Source organism: Citrobacter sp. Cpo090, from assembly GCF_030332665.1.
GTDB classification, from domain to species: Bacteria; Pseudomonadota; Gammaproteobacteria; order Enterobacterales; family Enterobacteriaceae; genus Citrobacter; species Citrobacter portucalensis.
In genome coordinates, this window is sequence record NZ_JAOWHK010000036.1 from 348,474 (window position 1) to 364,029 (window position 15,556).

The window sequence follows — 15,556 nt, forward strand, 5'->3', positions numbered from 1 at the left end:
CGCTAGCTGGTGCAAAAGAGCTCTGGGATGTTGTCTGACCTGAGGTCTGGCGACCATATCCTGGAAGTTGGTTACCTTGTTGTGGCCGAGCAACCATTTGCAGCCCCTCAGACATTACCTGAGCACCATTTGTTACCATCTGTAGCCCATCCTGAATCCTGATCTGTCGACCGTCAAAAGTCGGCATGCTAGTTGTTTTCGGTGTCTGATTCTTTGACATTTGAAGCCTCAATGTAATTTTCAAATACGACCATTTTACCGTATTCTTTTGAGAGATAGATAAACCCCGTCGTCCAGAGAACTGCTCCCGTTTCGGAATTGAGTACAGTTGCGTTTAGAAGCCCTAGTTCCTGAGATTTGTCATTTTCGTTATACAGATAGACATTCCCATGAATGAGCATGTTGTTTTCATGCAACAGAACGTAGCATTGCCCGGTATTTCTATGCATGATCTCAACCGACCTTATAAAGGCATTATCATCACCGTATTTATTTGAAATACCCTTACGTAGTAATAGTTCATGAAATGTCCGCTTGGTTGCAAGATAGACAGCTATCAGCCCCAAGGGGATAGCACAAAGCCCGCCCAGCAAGATCTCCAGTGGATTAATTGCTATCTTTTCCTCATTGGGAATTGACCAGACCGACAGCAATCTCCAGCTTATGGATTTGGTATCACCGATCCCTGCAATCAGTTGAAATAAGCTCACAGCTGCCTGCATTGCCAGATAAGTAACGATACCAAATACAACCGACATCAGAACATATCGAAATGAATCCCAGGATTTATGTTGAGTGTAGGTATCATAAATTAGTGCCATAATGACACCAGGGATCATTATTGTTACCAGAGATACTGTCAGTGTATTCATTTATATTCCTGATAATTTACTCTTACGAACAAACCATTTAATAAAACTTTAATTTATAACGTTAATCTCGGTAACCTTAAAACTATCAGGCTTAACAGAAAAACTATTATAAGGGGCCTGTACTTTCCAGCTCTGTCCGGCCTCCAGACTCTCTACCATAGCGATGGTTTGCCCCACTACGGTATTATTCTGAAGAAGGTTAAATTTCACGAACACATGCTTTAGTGTTTGATTAGTAGTATTAATACCATTACCTTCAATTTGCTGCATCCCATTTGGTGTTGTGGCAAAATGAAGATCAGAAAGTGCAACCTGCTGGCTACTATCTGCTGCGAACACTGAACCAGAAACCACAGCTGTAGTAAGAATGATATTACGAAGAATTTTTTTCATTACATGACCCTTTAAATAGAAGTTGAGCTATGTATAGCAATTAAAGGCAGGCCACATTGACCTGCCTAGCACTGGTTGAACTATTTAGTCTTACGACAAGCCGTACAATGAGGAATGACAAGGACTTTACCCTTTTTCGGCAAAATTACCTTACCCGTCTTTTCATGAATGGCTTTTGTAGCAAAAGTGATTTCACAATCCTGTTTACAGCGCGGGCAGTAGCCCATTCGTGGTGTGGTCATATACCACTCCTTATGTTGCACGGAGTGTCATTTCACCGGAGGCAGGCTTGTCGGCTACGCTATAATTAACGTATACTCAACATTCTGATCAGCAAGACTCAGTGGTGAATGACGCTCCGCAGAGTTTTTGTTTTTCTGGTGAGGGATTGTTTGCAGACAGTCCCTCACCATCCCCTCGGAAATAATCCAACCAGACCAACGACTTCACCTGAATGAACCTTCCTGAGCTATCATGTCGATTTGATTACTTTCTCGACTGAGGTAATCCTATATCATTGCGTAAAGTAGTGCAACATGTGATAATGCACAGTATATTTAATAGATCATAAATTGGAGCGTATCGATGACGATGTTTCATGATGTTCATCTGGAACTGCTGGTCGACGCCTATTCACTTCCCCAGGCAGAACGACTTGCGTACATAGATCTCTGTATTCGCTATCTTGGCAGCATCTCCAGAGCTGAAATTATGGCTGAGTTCAAGGTTGCTCAGGCTGCAGCATCTAAGGATCTTGCTCTCTATCGGGAGTTAAAACCGGATAACTGCTGCATTGATACTGCAACCAAAAGAACTGTTATCCTTGCAGACAGCTATACCCCACTAATTAGGATTGGTGTCCACACGGCCCTTAACCTTATTCAGTATGGGTTTACACGCTCCGAATTAATGCAAAAGCGCCCAATGCTACCCATTGATGAAGTGGACCCGCTCTATCAGCCGGAACGCCTCAAAGAAGAACAGGTAGCGGCGGTAACAAGGGCAATAAAGGGACAATGTGCCATTAGATGTTCCTACGGTTCGAAAAGTGGTGATCACAGGGAAAGGATACTGTTTCCATCAGCATTGTTTGTTGATCGTAAGAACTGGTATTTCAGAGCTTATGACCGAAATGAGGAACAACCACAGCGCAGTGGTTTTAAGAACTTCAAATTGTCCAGGCTTTTTGATGCTCATTTGGAAACAACAATTTCGCCGACTCTTGCTGAGAAGACGGATAGAGAGTGGGACGAAGAAATCACTTTTATCATTGAATTTAAAAAGAATTTACCAAAAGAAACAATTAATGAAATTTCGCGCGAGTTCTCTATAAATGGTAACGTCCATTCCGTCACTTGCCGTGCAGCATTGGCCTGTTATGTAAAAACCAATTGGAAAATTGACTTGGTCAATGATGAAAATAATAAGTGGTTATACTTTGATGTACTGAATGCAGAAGCTTTACAAGAAGTTCAGTGTTTAGCACCATTGTTTGAAGAAAAAAATGGGTAAGCATGACAAGCCATTGTATCCGGCCCTCAAGGTCGCTAGCAACCATGCGGGAGTTGCTGCCCTTGCCATCTTCAACGGTGATACTGTTATGTTCGCAAGTAAGCACTCTGCCTCTCAGCCTACTACTGCAGAGTGAAAAGACTTTGGCAACAGTATAAAGCAAAAGCCCCCGACGCAAGCGTGTCAGGGGCTGTAGGACAGAGCATTGTTGCGATAATGCGATCAGTAACCAGCCTGCACCCGGCAGCCCCAATGCAGGCGGATCGATACGGCGCACACCGCATTTACCGGCCGGAGTAGCTCATGCAGCAGGCAGGTTTTGCGACTGATATTCTGCTTCTTCTCCGTGGATAGTTTATCACCACTGCTGGTGGGAACAACATTATCCGACTGGCTGATAACAAACAGCACTTTATGCTGGTATGCCTCACCAATCACCCGGCGATAAAAATGCTCATCCACCGCCAGCACCCGGTCATTGGCCTTAATAAGCCACAGCACAGGTCGAGGCCGGAAGCTGTTCACGGCACAGTGAGGTGTACTCCGCATCCCGCGACGTGCATTCACTGACTCTTGGTAAATCAAAAATCGTCAGTAAGCGTTCTCCGACCCGGATATGAAAGCTTAAAGGTTCACGGGCACATGCAGCAACAACGCTAATCGATGACACCTTCCCGGCAAAAAGCGCATTACACAGGCTACTCTTTCCTGCGCCAGTTTTGCCTATAATACCAATTATCGGCTCGTAGTGAGTTAACTGATTTATTTGCGGCAGGCCGTAAAGTGAGTTCTGTAGCGGGTGATGGTTATCAAGATACTTCATTATTTATCCTCTGAAAAAGAAAGTAAAAACGGCAGAACCAAATGGTTCTGCCGTTAAGATATTTATTCAGTGAAATAATATATATCTGAGATTATTTAAAACATTGCTGTCAAGTTTGATAATATAATAGATACGCTGTTCTTTAATAGTTAACTGATTAAAGAATAATACTCATGATAACTTCGTATGTAAACTTTAATACCTGATAAGCTAGCGTTATATTTATGTGTCTGACAAGGATCGGGCTGCGCGTGTAGCAGCCCAACATGGTAAATTAAACTCTTGAAAAAGGGACCGCATTTTTTATATATATATTAAAGAACTGCCCCTTAGAAGGGGCTGATTTGAATTGTTCGTAAAGATGCTCATTAACATTATAGTATTGATAAACAGCTCCATCCTTAAATTCGATTTCCATGGTTTCACTGGCAGAATCATAACCAGCAGACATAATGTTTGATGATGATACGGCGTCGCGGTGCATATTTAGCTCTCCTCAGGTTCGTCTTCGATTGGTGAACGGATGATTTCAAGTTTTTGGACAACAGCATTAGTCTGCTGACTACGCCAAGAGGCAACCACGCGGTCATAGCCTTCAGCTGAACGCCTACTAGCCCAAGCTTCGGTTACTTTAGGATCGTTACTACGGGGTAAATGTTTTTGGCAGGGCAAGGTAATGCGGCAGCGGACGGGGAGTCGAGCAGCTTCCCCGGTGATGATTGCTTCACCAGTTCTCAACACGGGCAAAAGATCCATCAGCCCGGCTAGGTTATCTGGCAAAGTTCCTTTCACGCGTGCACGATCTACAGGATTTGATAACCGGAGTGCTATGATCGTGCCACATTGAGATAAAACTGTCTCATCTACTTCTGCTGGTCGCTGGGACACAATCATAGCACCTACACCATATTTACGACCTTCTTTTGCTATGCGTTTTACCACTTCGGAAGCGACTGTTCCAGCATCAGGACCTAGATAACGATGAGCCTCTTCCATCACTACTAAAAGAGGGCGCTCGACTCCTCCCTCTGATTTTTCCCGACTCCAAAAAAGTGCTTCATAAACAATACGTAAAATAGAGCCGATGAGCCGAGTTAAAACCCCACTGGGAACTCCCGACAAATCCAATATAGTGATTTGCTTATCATGACCAAGCCAACCTTCCAATAGTTTATCGAGATCAGTTTTAACTGTTCCCGTAAGGTCTGGCTCCCAATCGCCAGGATGAAGAAGGAAGTCATAGCGGCGATCTAGCAGGCGGGAACGAAGTAAATTCAATGGTCTTCGAATACCTTTAGCTGCGGTGTTGGTGAATGGCCCTTTGGTACCCAGCGCATGAGGTTGGTACTTTGGTGCAACCAAACTATCGGCATCTCCTGTCTCCTCAAGCGCAGGTTCATCACGATTTACACCTGTATAGGTGGTTGTTTCAAAGTCAACTAATTCATACCAAAGTTTTTTTAAGCTAAATGGTACTGGACTATCTACAGTAAGAGTTCTGGAATCAATACCTGCTCTTGGATTTGCTTTAATACCCTTGTCTTTTAATTCCACGATTTTGTCTGTGAAGGCAATTTCGTGAGCTTCAGAAAGCCCTCCTGTTATGAAATCTAAAAGTTCACCAGCCTCTAAAGCCCAATAGGGAACAAATAACGGTTTTTGATCTTGGTTGGGGGTTGCACTGAAAACAGTTGATACATCCTCCAAAGCTTTAGTGTACTCGCCATGAATGTCGAGCATAAGGATACGTGCGCCTGGTGACCCCTTAATTTCATCTTTCCGAATAATTGATCTCAGGAGACTTGCAACAGTTGTGGATTTACCTGCTCCAGTTGACCCTAGTATTGCTGAATGGCGCGTTACAAGAGCATCTAAAGATAGACGTACGTCAATGTTTTCAGCACTCGCAAGATGTCCTATGCTCACTTGGTCATCACCGACTGAACCATAAATTCTTCTTAGATCAGTTTCGGTAACTAGGTGCACTGAGTCATTTATATTAGGATGTTGGCTCAGGCCTCTTTCGAATTGACCGCCGACTGTCTCACCAGCAAGCTGGACAGTCATCCATCTGCCTGAGTCTATTTCAGAGATATCAGATTGTGAGGGAGCTGCAGTGGCCCCGACCTCAGAAACGATACCAAATAAATCCTGATAGCCCTGAGGAATTCTGACAAAACTACCTACTTGGCCAACTCGATATGTATGTCCTTTAATGACGGCAAAACCAGAGTCTAAGGACTCAGCAAGTTTTATCGTGAGGGTGGCACCTGAAACAGCACTAACGACACCTAAATATGTCGGATCATTGCCACTCATTTTTGACCTTCCTCTAGCTCAATCTCATTTCTGCGGCTGCGATCAGTTTCATCCTCAGACCTTCCAGGTTCATCTCTTTTTAGAGATTGTGCTATCAAATCATTGGATTGAGCTAGTGCGCAGAACCGAGCAAAAGCGGCAAAGTCTCCCAATAGAAATTGATTAGGCTCTTTCGGCCATCGTGCAGCCCAAAAACTTTCACGAATACTTCCCCAGTTTTTAGGTAACTCCCCTGGACGCCACTTTCCTGGAACTCCACCTATGACAGCCCCATCAGCTGCGTAGACGCTCAGATTAGGCCTATCACTCGCTAATTTTACGGCAGGCCCTTCCTTTGCAAGAACTTGATATTGGAACGCCAAAACAGCTGTATTGGCATTCATCGCCAAACTTTCATCAAGAACTGCACAAATGTGTGCATCTCTAAATGAAAATCCAATCGTGAGCAACAAAGAATCAGGGGTAAGTAAAAATCTTTTAAGTCTTTCAAAGAGAGCGGAGTAAGGCTGTTTTTGAGTTAAATCATATTTTAAATGGTCTGGATAAACTAATTCGGCAGCTTCTCGTCCATGTCCTCGGACAACAGCTCCGTCTTCCAAGGCCCAGCCAAGGGAGCCATGCATCTTCCACAACTTTGCCCATCGAGCAGGCAAGTCATCGCCAGCTACCGAGACAGGGTCAAAGAAAGGTTTACTACCCCCTGAAAACCCATCGAAATAAGGAGATCTAACTCTTTCAAATGCCTCTTCGAAAAGAAAATCATAGTTTGTAGTGAATATTTCCACTGAGTTAGAACGAACTGTACCATTAATCCATGAGATTAAATCAGAATATGCGTTACGTTCTTTTGGTAAATAAACACCGACTATTTCAGAAATTTTTTTACAGATGTCTTTGCCTAGTTGTTTATATTCCTCTGCATTTAATCCCTCAACTTTCGTATTTCCCAGAGCTTGTTCTAATAAACGAATACGTGATAAAATTGATTCTATGTTAGCGGTACATCCCAAGCTTGCTTTTATTGCCTCGACCGCCTTCATTTGAACCTCTGTTAGCTCTGAGGTAGCTTGCTGCGTTAGGGACTCAACTCCTGGAATCAGCGGCTTCCCATTTGGCTCTATCTCATTCTTGTCATTTACGCGGATTGCGAGAGGTGCTCCTGCGCCAACAAGAATTCCAATACGCTTCCTACCTTGTGATAGTACCTGTCGTAGATCAGACATAAATCGATCTGGATTGTGGAACGTTTCCATGGTTTTCCTTTCATAGGTGTTGCTGCCGGATTTCCCCTACCGAACCTCAATATCAGACAATACTACTCAAGAGGGGCCAAGTTAAGAAGGAAGCCCATTTTTATTGAGTTGCTACTAAAAAACGTGCTGCTGAAGCAGCACGTTCGCTTGTTTGTTAGGTAGTCAGTTGTAGCAGATTAGATAGCTCTAGCCCTATCTTTTGTGTATCTATTCGACTTACTTCTTGAGTGTTATCTAGATAAAAGCCACTACTGCCTATAACTCACTAAAGTCGGTAAGTACCCTTTGTAGTTGCGGTGAAAAGCTGAGTTTGTAACAATAAAATTAAAAAACTTGCAAACTGATTTTTACTGTTTGTTGTTTAAGAATGCATTCAGTAGTCGGGAAACAGTGAAACTCGCGATTGGCGTAAGGAAAGCAATTGAATCAATGCATAATCGATACCGTAAAGAAGCGTAGTCGGACTACCGAGTGTGGTATCGAGTACAAGAGGGTTACAGCGAAACTCAAAGATCTGGACCGAGCAGAGCTTCATGTACACATGAATGGAGCAATCCCACTTTCAGCGATTCAAGACATCCTTGCTGACGAAGCAACAGATCTGCCTGCAGATTTCCTGATTGAACGGGATATATTGCGTAATAAGCCTTGTCGGTCGCTCGCTTCATATTTGACACCTTGGGAAGTGCTACGACGTTTTCCCAAAAAGAGAGAAAATCTCAGTCGCCTGTCCTTGGCTGTTTTTGAGAATCTGGCGCAGAACAACGTGCGTTTTGTGGAACTACGGAGCAGCGTGTTATATCTCTCTAAACTGCAAAATTGCTCGCCTGCTCAAGCTCTTGAACGACTTCTAGAATCGATTGAAGCTGCATCTAACAGCTTCGGCATACGGACTGGTTTAATCCTCACCATTGCACGTGGTGAACAGAGTTCAGTTGCTTTGTCCACAATTCTTCAAGCCTACCAAGATCTCGGGCAGCCAAGTGATGTGGTGGGGTTGGATCTGGCTGGCGATGAGGAAATTACTTACCCAGCCGAATTACCTTCACTATTTCGTAAGGCAAAGGATCGATTCGGGCTAGGGATCACTATTCATGCAGGCGAAACTGGTCGGGTGGATAACATTCGGGAAGCAATAGAATTGTTTGACGCGGATCGTATTGGCCATGGAACTGCAGCTAGTAAGTCTCCCCACCTGCTTGATTTCTTAGCAAAGCAAGAGGTCTGTGTTGAAGTATGTCCTATTAGCAACAGACTGACAGGGGCTGTTCCTGAAAACGAATCCCATCCTTTGTTTCAATTTCGACGTCATGGGGTCCCTTTCGTTATTTGCTCAGATAACCCAGGTATTCATCAAAAAGGCTTAGCAGATGATCATGCGGCGGCTATGAATGAAGGGCTCTCTGTCAGAGAGATTTACGAACAGTTTCAGGTCGCTAAGCGGTACTCATTTATAGAGGGTTTAGATTGAAAATTCGTTTTATGTCCGGAAACCAGCATAAGATCAATGAGGTTCAGAGAATCCTTACTCCTATCGGAGTAGAAGTTGTACCGGTGTCGAAGAAAATTGACGAATTGCAAACAGAAAATGTCCATAGCTTAGTTCGCGACAAGGTAATAAAAGCATTCGAGGCTATAGGTCGCCCGCTATTTGTCGAACATACAGGGCTTTATCTGAGTGGACTTAATGGGCTTCCTGCGGGGTTGACACAGATATTCTGGGATAAGTTGGAGGCGGAGCGTTTCGTTAAGCTGGTCGCTGGTCTAAATGATAATAAAGTGATCGCAAAAACGGTTCTAGGTTACTGTGATGGATGTGAGATTCACTTATTTGAAGGAGCTATCGAGGGAACGGTACCTGTAATACCTGCTGGTCCTGCAGATTTCCAATGGGACTGTGTTTTTGTTCCAAACGGATATGCCCAAACTTTTGCTGAGATGGGGCAGGAAAAGGATTCGATTTCTATGCGCCGTAAAGCACTTGATCAGTTTGCCGAATATCTCAAAGTTTCAGAGGGTGTAAAATGAATACTGAGTTGCTGCAAGCGTATCGTACCGGAAAACTCATGCTTTTTGTCGGTGCAGGGGTGTCTGCCAATCTTAATTTGCCTACATGGAGTGAGTTAATAGATCGTATCGCTCAAGACCTAGGCTACGATCCGAAGATTTTCTCTACTTACGGAACACCACTTGCGCTTGCTGAATATTACAAGAGGAAAAAAGGTACTCTTGGGCCGCTTCGGAGTTGGATGGATCGTGAATGGCACAAGCCAAGTACAGATGTTTCAACTTCTGAAATCCACCGATTAATTACTCATGGCCGATTTTCACGGATTTACACAACTAACTATGATAGGTGGTTGGAAATGGCTCATGATAAGTTTGAGGTGCCATACGACAAGATCGCTAGCGTTGCGGACCTCGTATCTGCTACTGAAGGCCGGCGCCAAATAATTAAATTTCATGGGGATTTTGATGATGAGGATTCAATCGTTCTTGATGAAACTAGCTATTTTCAGCGATTAAACTATGACTCTCCATTGGATATTAAGCTCAGCAACGATATCTTGGGAAACTCTGTACTTTTTATCGGCTACAGTATTTCTGATATTAATATCCGCCTCTTGTTCTATCGACTGACGGAGATGTGGGGGCGCTCGGTGTTGCCATCTGCCCGACCAAAGTCTTACGTCTTCACCAATCGACCGAATCCTGTAGCAAAGGAGGTTTTGGGTCAGTGGGGAATCGAAATGATTGTTTCAGAAGAGGATGATTCAAAGAAAGCACTAACGGAATTTCTTCACAAATTGGTGAATTAAACAAGTAGTTGGGCGCGAGCTTTGGATAGTTCTATTTCGTATGGTGTCAGTGATTGCGGATGACTGTTTGGAGCAGTTATCCCGATGCTGACAAGGTTGGACATAGTTGACTACAGGTGCTTGAAAACTATAAGCTATCGAACATGATTGGCAGTTCAAAACTTGTGAAGTTAAGTCTGTGGTAGAAAAACACAGATATAAACCTGATTATTTAGTTTAATCAATTCGATAGGTCTAATAATTTGGGGTATGCGGAAATGATTAATGGTAAGGACGATTTCACAGTGCCAGAGCTTATCTGTGTGCTAAATTCATGGCTAAAGCGCTGTAAAGATGCTCGTGATGGCCATTATAAAAGAGCAGAGACTTTATTTGATCGCTCACAGATCCTAGGGTATATGCTTATATATTCAACGGTTTTTGTTACGGTATTTTCTTTTTTCTCTTCAACTTCAACATTGATTGCTTTTTGGGGGATAACTAAACAGCATGTAGTAGTACTGATGGGGTGTATTTCAGCAGTTATTTCTGGGGTGGTTACTCAAGCAAGATATGGAGAAAGAGCTGAAATTCATCGTTCCTCTGGTGCTAGATATGCTAATTTAGCAAGAAAGATTGAGGTACTTCAGTTAAAAATTAATGCTGGTCTTATCGAAGATGGCAATATTGAAATTCAATCCAGTGAAATCATTGAGGAATGGAATAGTTTGTCTGAAGACTCGTTACTAACACCACACAACGAAAGTAGGTCAAAATTAATGTTGCATGGCGGCATTGCATTAATATTTGCTTTTTTATTTTTTTCTGTTGCTCATTCTTAAAAGTATAAGAACGTTTAAAAATATTAGGTTAAGAAAATTATATTTATTATATGGGTGGTTAGTCTGTGTCTTTATTGAGGTTGTAGTGCCTGTGGGAAAAATATTCTGGGTTGACGTTGAGCATCTTAAGTTAAAAATTCAGCATTATGTATGCTCCAATGAGATTGCATATCATGAAGATATGAGTAACATTCCTAATGTAATGGTCGTTACAGATATTCTATCTAAATACCTTAATAACAATACTTGGTATGGATAATTCAATGCCATACATAATTTGAGTTAAGGTCACTCAAATTATGTAAATAAAAATATCTATTGAACTTCAATCATTTAATCGGTATAGTGTTGACTAGGGACTGCAATCTATAATTGCACGCTACCCTAAGAGCCTAAACAAGGATGTTTATATGGCACATTATACCAAAAAATTTATTCTAAATGAACTATGCTCATTACGAGGTATTCGTAGTTTTTGTGAAGATGATAGGGAATGTATGATTTTGAACCAAAAAATCCGTACTTTAGAGAAGTTATTAGATTCTATTGTAATTGAAGAATATAACCCATTGTCTACTCGTTTCGATAACTGGAAATAAAACTACGCCAATATCGCTATTATTGATAGCGTGAGGCGTTATATTTAACTTGGTGTTTATTTTATCTCTTCTTTTTCCTCCGTTCCTAGTGCTACTCTACTTAATATATCTTCGCATTTAAACCTGAATAACTACGTCCGTTTATGTTATTTTACAATTACACAGCATTGTAAGTTGTTGGTTCAGAACCTTATCCTATTGATATACCCAACAGGGGGATATAGGGCACACACAGAAATGTTAGTTTAATAGGATAAATATGGGCGTATTTTTTAGAACCCAGCTACAACCTGCTACGTGTAGCAGGTTGTAGCTGGGTTCTGAGGCACAATAGTGATTTTTATTGCAAATTAATCTAACGTATTAATGAATCGGTAGGGCTCCTACCCAAAAAAGCTATTAGAGACCTAATTACCCCAAGCGTATATACTGGCTTGTGCCAAAGTTGCGGTAACCGTTGTAGACATCCTTAGTCTTGGTTTTCGCCAGATACGCCAGTCGAATCAGGAAACGCCAATAGACTGAGTTACGATCCAGTGCATCAATCCTGCTAAACCTGTAAACAGCATTTGGTGGAAATTCAGCTAATGTTGAGTAATCTTCGTGAGCAAGCCCTATAGCACTACACCAGGCTTTCTGTATTCGGGTTGCCATATTTTTAGCATTGAGTTCTTGGTAATTGCCTAGGTACCCATACACATCTGCATTAAACAACAGCATCAGGTGGTAATGGGGATGCTCACTAGTGTCACGTTCTCTACACCACCCATAAGATGGAAATGTCGGGTTACCTGGTCTCTTGGACCGGTTATGATCTGCCCGTAGCTGGCTTTTCAGTGACTCGAAGAAGCGAGTGATTGCCTGCGCATCTTCGCGCTGGAAGCATATTGGTAGATCAGGCTCTCCCGGAACATGAGACAGAGCGAACCTAGTGTCAGTACGAATAGCCAGTATCCGGTTATACTGCTCCAGCGTGTCGTAGACCATTTCAAGCAGTGAATTGAGAATATTGAGGTCAATGGGTGATCTATACTTTCTGGAGGCTATTTCTACCAAGTCATCGATTTCTTCGTTGGTAAGTGAATATTGTGATTCCATAATAATCCTTCATTCTGTAAATATTAATCATTGGATCATGGGTAGCGCGAGGGCTACCCATGTGATGTTGGATATAACTTCTGTAGGGGGGGACTCTTGATAATTACTTGTACAGGAGTAGAATATTGATAAAGGTATATTACATATACCGACTAAAACTCATGAGCTATCCTCCTTAATAATTTAAGCTGAATCCTTAGTGTTACTTGTCTTAAGAACAAAAAATATTAATCAGAAAGAGCCTGCTTACTCTGAAGTTATTCAGGTAAACGTAGTTTACTCATCGCAACTGTTCCTGAGTGTAACAACGGGATATTGGTTTTTTCAGCTAGTTCGCTAGGCTCCATTTTGGAACCAATAAATTTGACATAATTAACCCCACCTCGTTCAAATAATTGTACTATTCCTTCAGATTCAAGTTTTTCTAAAGCAGGCTTCAGACTTTCTGAACGCCTGACTGAATATGGGCCTTTTTTAATGATATCATTCCTCTTGAAATCGTAAGAACCATTACTAACAAGATGATCCTCCATAAACCATACTAATTTTTCTGCAGTTGTAGGTTCTCGAGTAGTATCGACCTTAGTGATAAGATGATTAATAATCCATTGTGTTATTTTCGTAGCTGACATCAAAGTATCCTTGGTAATTATTGGTGAGTCGGGTGTAATAAACATTTGCATTACTGATGCGATTCTCGTAGCTTGCTCCATAATTCTGGAACCAAAATCATCATAGTGATGCAACTCCTCTCCTTTTTGCATGAGCTCCCTGATTCGTTTACTTTGTGTATCCCATAACGCTTTCGCCTCTTCAGATAAAGTGATAAAGATACGTTCTTCATTTTTTTCTCTACGCTCTATCCCGTCTTGCAAATGCTTAACGAGAATAGAGAAAAAACCATCAAGTCCTAGTTCATCAGACCATGAACACGCATCAGGGATGTCGCATAGTTCAGGAAGTTGCTCCAGATCAATCAATAATAAACGTGCTAAGAATCCTGATTTTCTTAATTTTTTCCCCTGCTTACTTATAACGTCGTTAAATAATTCAGGCTGTAACAACAGCAATACGGTCAGCCGGACATCATCAACATCGTAGCTGTCACGAGATGCTCTGCTGTCAGAGACTCTCCCTTCTCCCCAAAGAGAGTTGAGAACTGATATATTGCGAAAAAGATTGCTGTCAAACACCCCTCCAGCTTCATCAGAACCGAGCATCAATGATGGAGACCCCAGCGCTAATACCTTTCTAAGTCCCTCACTTGTGGAATCGTTTTTAGTAAGGTACTTTCTTTCTGGGACTGATGGTGTTCTTCTTTGGCATTCCTCCAACGCCTCAAGTGCTTCATTTACATCAGCCATCTGACGAACAGCTTTGCCAAATTGTTTTTTAAGCTCTTTTAGCTCGGTTTCCCATGATACTAGTTTAAGCTTATAATTTTTCTCTTTTAACAGAAAATCATTTCGCAGCTCTTTTTCCAGTTGATAAATTTCTTCCATCAACAGCCTGAATACCGTTGATTTCCTGCTGCCTGAGCGTGCCAATAGCATGAGATAAAGTGATGTAAAGGTTCTCCCATTTTTAAGCTGAACATCAAATTTGTCCTGGCAGGCAAGTGCCATTACCCCAAGTAACACTATTAAAATAAGTTCGGCGGCGGCTCCTGTTTTATAATGTATGTAGCTGATTAACCGTTGTGCAAAAGTGGGCAGTGTCTGAAATTTGAGTACGAGTTCTTTATTTTGCGTTGAACTGTTTTTTTAGACATACATCTATCTAACTCCTCTTTAGAATTAATTAATAAGACTACGATGCAACAACCATTCATCAATTTCTGATTCAAGCCATCCAACTGATTGTGTTCCAAGCTTTCTTTTCTTCGGAAAAGTTGGATCATATCGTGGCGACCTCGGGTTCAACCAGTCATAAATTGTGGCTCGCGAGATACCTGTTTTATGGATAACAGCTGGTAAGCGGAGTATCCTGACTGCTGATGAAGTGTTCATACTGGTTTGCCTCTTGTTAGTTCAGTTTGGTTCCAGCAAAGATTAGCTGCAAGAACTCTTCGAAAAAATACGGATAGCAAAGGTTTATTTTTAACAGGTTTAACTTGTTGATATTGTGAGGGTAAATGTTTTCTATTAAAGATTTTAGTGAAGAAATTAGTCGAAAACGCAGTGCTCTGTACAGTGCGATGAAAGACTGTGAATGGAGCGTGCATGCACAATTTCTGGATGAAAAGCATACAGATATGCAAGCTGAACTGACTATGATGAAAGAGCGCGTCTGGAACTCTAAGAAGCATGGTCCCGGAATATTGTTGTATTCGTCTTCTTATTTGAAGGAGCATAGGTACACCGACTCCCATAAGGACTTTCCATCAAATGAGAAAAGCATCGAGTTAGCTAAACTTATTGAACGTTATTGGAGTACATTGGAGGCTGAACTTCTGAGAGATAATGTTGCTGTCATTATCCATGAATATATCTCTATGGATAAGCTTTTTAAATTTCACCTTAGGTATGCACAGAAGTGCTATAAATGGGGTGAATTAGTAATATCAGACAATGAGGATGTTGCATTTGAAGCATTCAAAAAAGCATCTGAGTTATTTGATAAAAGCATGGGGATGGTTTGGTATAAGATCTCTGTAGATAAACAAACTAAACTTTTATCTACCAGGAATAGGTCAGGAAGAAAAGGTGGGATAAAAAAATCTGAAATGTATCGACCTATTCAGGAAAAACTGGTGGAACTTATAAATGATTTGGCTCCTGAAGAAGGATGGAGAAGTAAAGCCGCAGCGGTGAATGTTCTCATTGAACCTTTGTGGCTATTTATAGAAGAGTCAAAATTGAATGTTAATAAGCACGATAAAAAATATCGAATGCCAACTACCAGTCAGGAAGCCTTAGCCGATACTATTTTAAAATCGTGGTCTACAAATGTTGATATTGTGAAACAGGCTTTCGAGAACACTGTAAGTAGAAAAAAAAGAACTGGTCAGTTGTAGTAATCTTTTATGTGAATTTGGATAATAAGAA

15 protein-coding genes and 1 pseudogene are annotated in these 15,556 nt (G+C 41.7%); 7 read left to right on the forward strand and 9 right to left on the reverse strand.

What is annotated here, in order from left to right; translation table 11 throughout:
- Positions 1-188: 188 nt before the first annotated feature.
- Positions 189-872 (reverse strand): hypothetical protein, encoded by a 684-nt coding sequence (locus OGY83_RS21665; RefSeq protein WP_029591126.1) that lies wholly within the window; start codon positions 870-872, stop codon positions 189-191.
- 48 nt (positions 873-920) lie between these two features.
- On the reverse strand, positions 921-1,265 hold the full coding sequence (locus tag OGY83_RS21670; RefSeq protein WP_020324802.1) for an FxLYD domain-containing protein: 345 nt from the start codon (positions 1,263-1,265) through the stop codon (positions 921-923).
- A gap of 585 nt (positions 1,266-1,850) precedes the next feature.
- Between OGY83_RS21670 and OGY83_RS21675 the strand changes: the two genes are divergently transcribed.
- The gene (locus OGY83_RS21675; protein WP_038434467.1) at positions 1,851-2,777 is read left to right on the forward strand and encodes a WYL domain-containing protein; all 927 of its coding nucleotides are present in this window, start codon (positions 1,851-1,853) and stop codon (positions 2,775-2,777) included.
- Positions 2,778-3,008: 231 nt separating this feature from the next.
- Here the strand turns inward: OGY83_RS21675 and OGY83_RS21680 are convergent.
- The 4 genes and pseudogenes from OGY83_RS21680 to OGY83_RS21695 form a co-directional block, all read right to left on the reverse strand.
- Positions 3,009-3,600 (reverse strand): annotated as a pseudogene (locus tag OGY83_RS21680) (YfjP family GTPase); the annotation flags it as partial.
- Between the two features lie 274 nt (positions 3,601-3,874).
- Positions 3,875-4,084 (reverse strand): KTSC domain-containing protein, encoded by a 210-nt coding sequence (locus OGY83_RS21685; protein ID WP_038434469.1) that lies wholly within the window; start codon positions 4,082-4,084, stop codon positions 3,875-3,877.
- A 2-nt stretch (positions 4,085-4,086) separates the two neighbouring features.
- On the reverse strand, positions 4,087-5,919 hold the full coding sequence (locus OGY83_RS21690) for an ATP-binding protein (RefSeq protein ID WP_286636888.1): 1,833 nt from the start codon (positions 5,917-5,919) through the stop codon (positions 4,087-4,089).
- On the reverse strand, positions 5,916-7,172 hold the full coding sequence (locus tag OGY83_RS21695; protein ID WP_286636889.1) for an SIR2 family protein: 1,257 nt from the start codon (positions 7,170-7,172) through the stop codon (positions 5,916-5,918). The genes OGY83_RS21690 and OGY83_RS21695 overlap by 4 nt, the downstream gene beginning before the upstream one ends.
- Positions 7,173-7,593: 421 nt before the next feature.
- Between OGY83_RS21695 and OGY83_RS21700 the strand changes: the two genes are divergently transcribed.
- From OGY83_RS21700 to OGY83_RS21720, 5 genes are all read left to right on the forward strand, one after another.
- Positions 7,594-8,643 carry an amidohydrolase family protein gene (locus OGY83_RS21700; protein ID WP_286636890.1) on the forward strand — a complete coding sequence of 350 codons (1,050 nt, stop codon included), beginning with the start codon at positions 7,594-7,596 and terminating at the stop codon, positions 8,641-8,643.
- Positions 8,640-9,200 carry a non-canonical purine NTP pyrophosphatase gene (locus tag OGY83_RS21705; protein WP_286636891.1) on the forward strand — a complete coding sequence of 187 codons (561 nt, stop codon included), beginning with the start codon at positions 8,640-8,642 and terminating at the stop codon, positions 9,198-9,200. Before OGY83_RS21700 ends, OGY83_RS21705 begins: the two co-directional genes overlap by 4 nt.
- A complete protein-coding gene (locus OGY83_RS21710) occupies positions 9,197-9,991 on the forward strand; it encodes an SIR2 family protein (RefSeq protein WP_105198627.1) in 795 nt (264 codons plus the stop codon). Before OGY83_RS21705 ends, OGY83_RS21710 begins: the two co-directional genes overlap by 4 nt.
- 257 nt (positions 9,992-10,248) lie before the next feature.
- Complete coding sequence (locus OGY83_RS21715; protein WP_286636892.1) at positions 10,249-10,812, forward strand: SLATT domain-containing protein; 564 nt, start codon at positions 10,249-10,251, stop codon at positions 10,810-10,812.
- 410 nt (positions 10,813-11,222) lie between these two features.
- Positions 11,223-11,411 carry a hypothetical protein gene (locus tag OGY83_RS21720; protein ID WP_286636893.1) on the forward strand — a complete coding sequence of 63 codons (189 nt, stop codon included), beginning with the start codon at positions 11,223-11,225 and terminating at the stop codon, positions 11,409-11,411.
- 411 nt (positions 11,412-11,822) lie between these two features.
- Here OGY83_RS21720 and OGY83_RS21725 read toward each other — a convergent pair whose 3' ends face one another.
- The 3 genes from OGY83_RS21725 to OGY83_RS21735 form a co-directional block, all read right to left on the reverse strand.
- The gene (locus OGY83_RS21725; RefSeq protein ID WP_286636894.1) at positions 11,823-12,509 is read right to left on the reverse strand and encodes an inovirus Gp2 family protein; all 687 of its coding nucleotides are present in this window, start codon (positions 12,507-12,509) and stop codon (positions 11,823-11,825) included.
- A gap of 257 nt (positions 12,510-12,766) precedes the next feature.
- Positions 12,767-14,224, reverse strand: coding sequence for a YfjI family protein (locus OGY83_RS21730; RefSeq protein WP_286636913.1), 1,458 nt, complete (start codon positions 14,222-14,224; stop codon positions 12,767-12,769).
- An 81-nt stretch (positions 14,225-14,305) separates the two neighbouring features.
- Positions 14,306-14,518 carry an AlpA family transcriptional regulator gene (locus OGY83_RS21735; protein WP_013365117.1) on the reverse strand — a complete coding sequence of 71 codons (213 nt, stop codon included), beginning with the start codon at positions 14,516-14,518 and terminating at the stop codon, positions 14,306-14,308.
- Positions 14,519-14,643: 125 nt separating this feature from the next.
- On the opposite strand from OGY83_RS21735, the gene OGY83_RS21740 reads away from it, so the two are divergent.
- Complete coding sequence (locus OGY83_RS21740; RefSeq protein WP_286636895.1) at positions 14,644-15,525, forward strand: hypothetical protein; 882 nt, start codon at positions 14,644-14,646, stop codon at positions 15,523-15,525.
- Positions 15,526-15,556 lie beyond the last annotated feature (31 nt).

Bases quoted from the DNA above. Each gene is read 5' to 3' on its own strand.
- OGY83_RS21690 (WP_286636888.1), bottom strand. From the start codon at position 5,919: ATGAGTGGCAATGATCCGACATATTTAGGTGTCGTTAGTGCTGTTTCA.
- OGY83_RS21740 (WP_286636895.1), top strand. From the start codon at position 14,644: ATGTTTTCTATTAAAGATTTTAGTGAAGAAATTAGTCGAAAACGCAGT.
- OGY83_RS21675 (WP_038434467.1), top strand. From the start codon at position 1,851: ATGACGATGTTTCATGATGTTCATCTGGAACTGCTGGTCGACGCCTAT.
- OGY83_RS21725 (WP_286636894.1), bottom strand. From the start codon at position 12,509: ATGGAATCACAATATTCACTTACCAACGAAGAAATCGATGACTTGGTA.
- OGY83_RS21735 (WP_013365117.1), bottom strand. From the start codon at position 14,518: ATGAACACTTCATCAGCAGTCAGGATACTCCGCTTACCAGCTGTTATC.
- OGY83_RS21715 (WP_286636892.1), top strand. From the start codon at position 10,249: ATGATTAATGGTAAGGACGATTTCACAGTGCCAGAGCTTATCTGTGTG.
- OGY83_RS21720 (WP_286636893.1), top strand. From the start codon at position 11,223: ATGGCACATTATACCAAAAAATTTATTCTAAATGAACTATGCTCATTA.
- OGY83_RS21685 (WP_038434469.1), bottom strand. From the start codon at position 4,084: ATGCACCGCGACGCCGTATCATCATCAAACATTATGTCTGCTGGTTAT.
- OGY83_RS21665 (WP_029591126.1), bottom strand. From the start codon at position 872: ATGAATACACTGACAGTATCTCTGGTAACAATAATGATCCCTGGTGTC.
- OGY83_RS21670 (WP_020324802.1), bottom strand. From the start codon at position 1,265: ATGAAAAAAATTCTTCGTAATATCATTCTTACTACAGCTGTGGTTTCT.
- OGY83_RS21695 (WP_286636889.1), bottom strand. From the start codon at position 7,172: ATGGAAACGTTCCACAATCCAGATCGATTTATGTCTGATCTACGACAG.
- OGY83_RS21710 (WP_105198627.1), top strand. From the start codon at position 9,197: ATGAATACTGAGTTGCTGCAAGCGTATCGTACCGGAAAACTCATGCTT.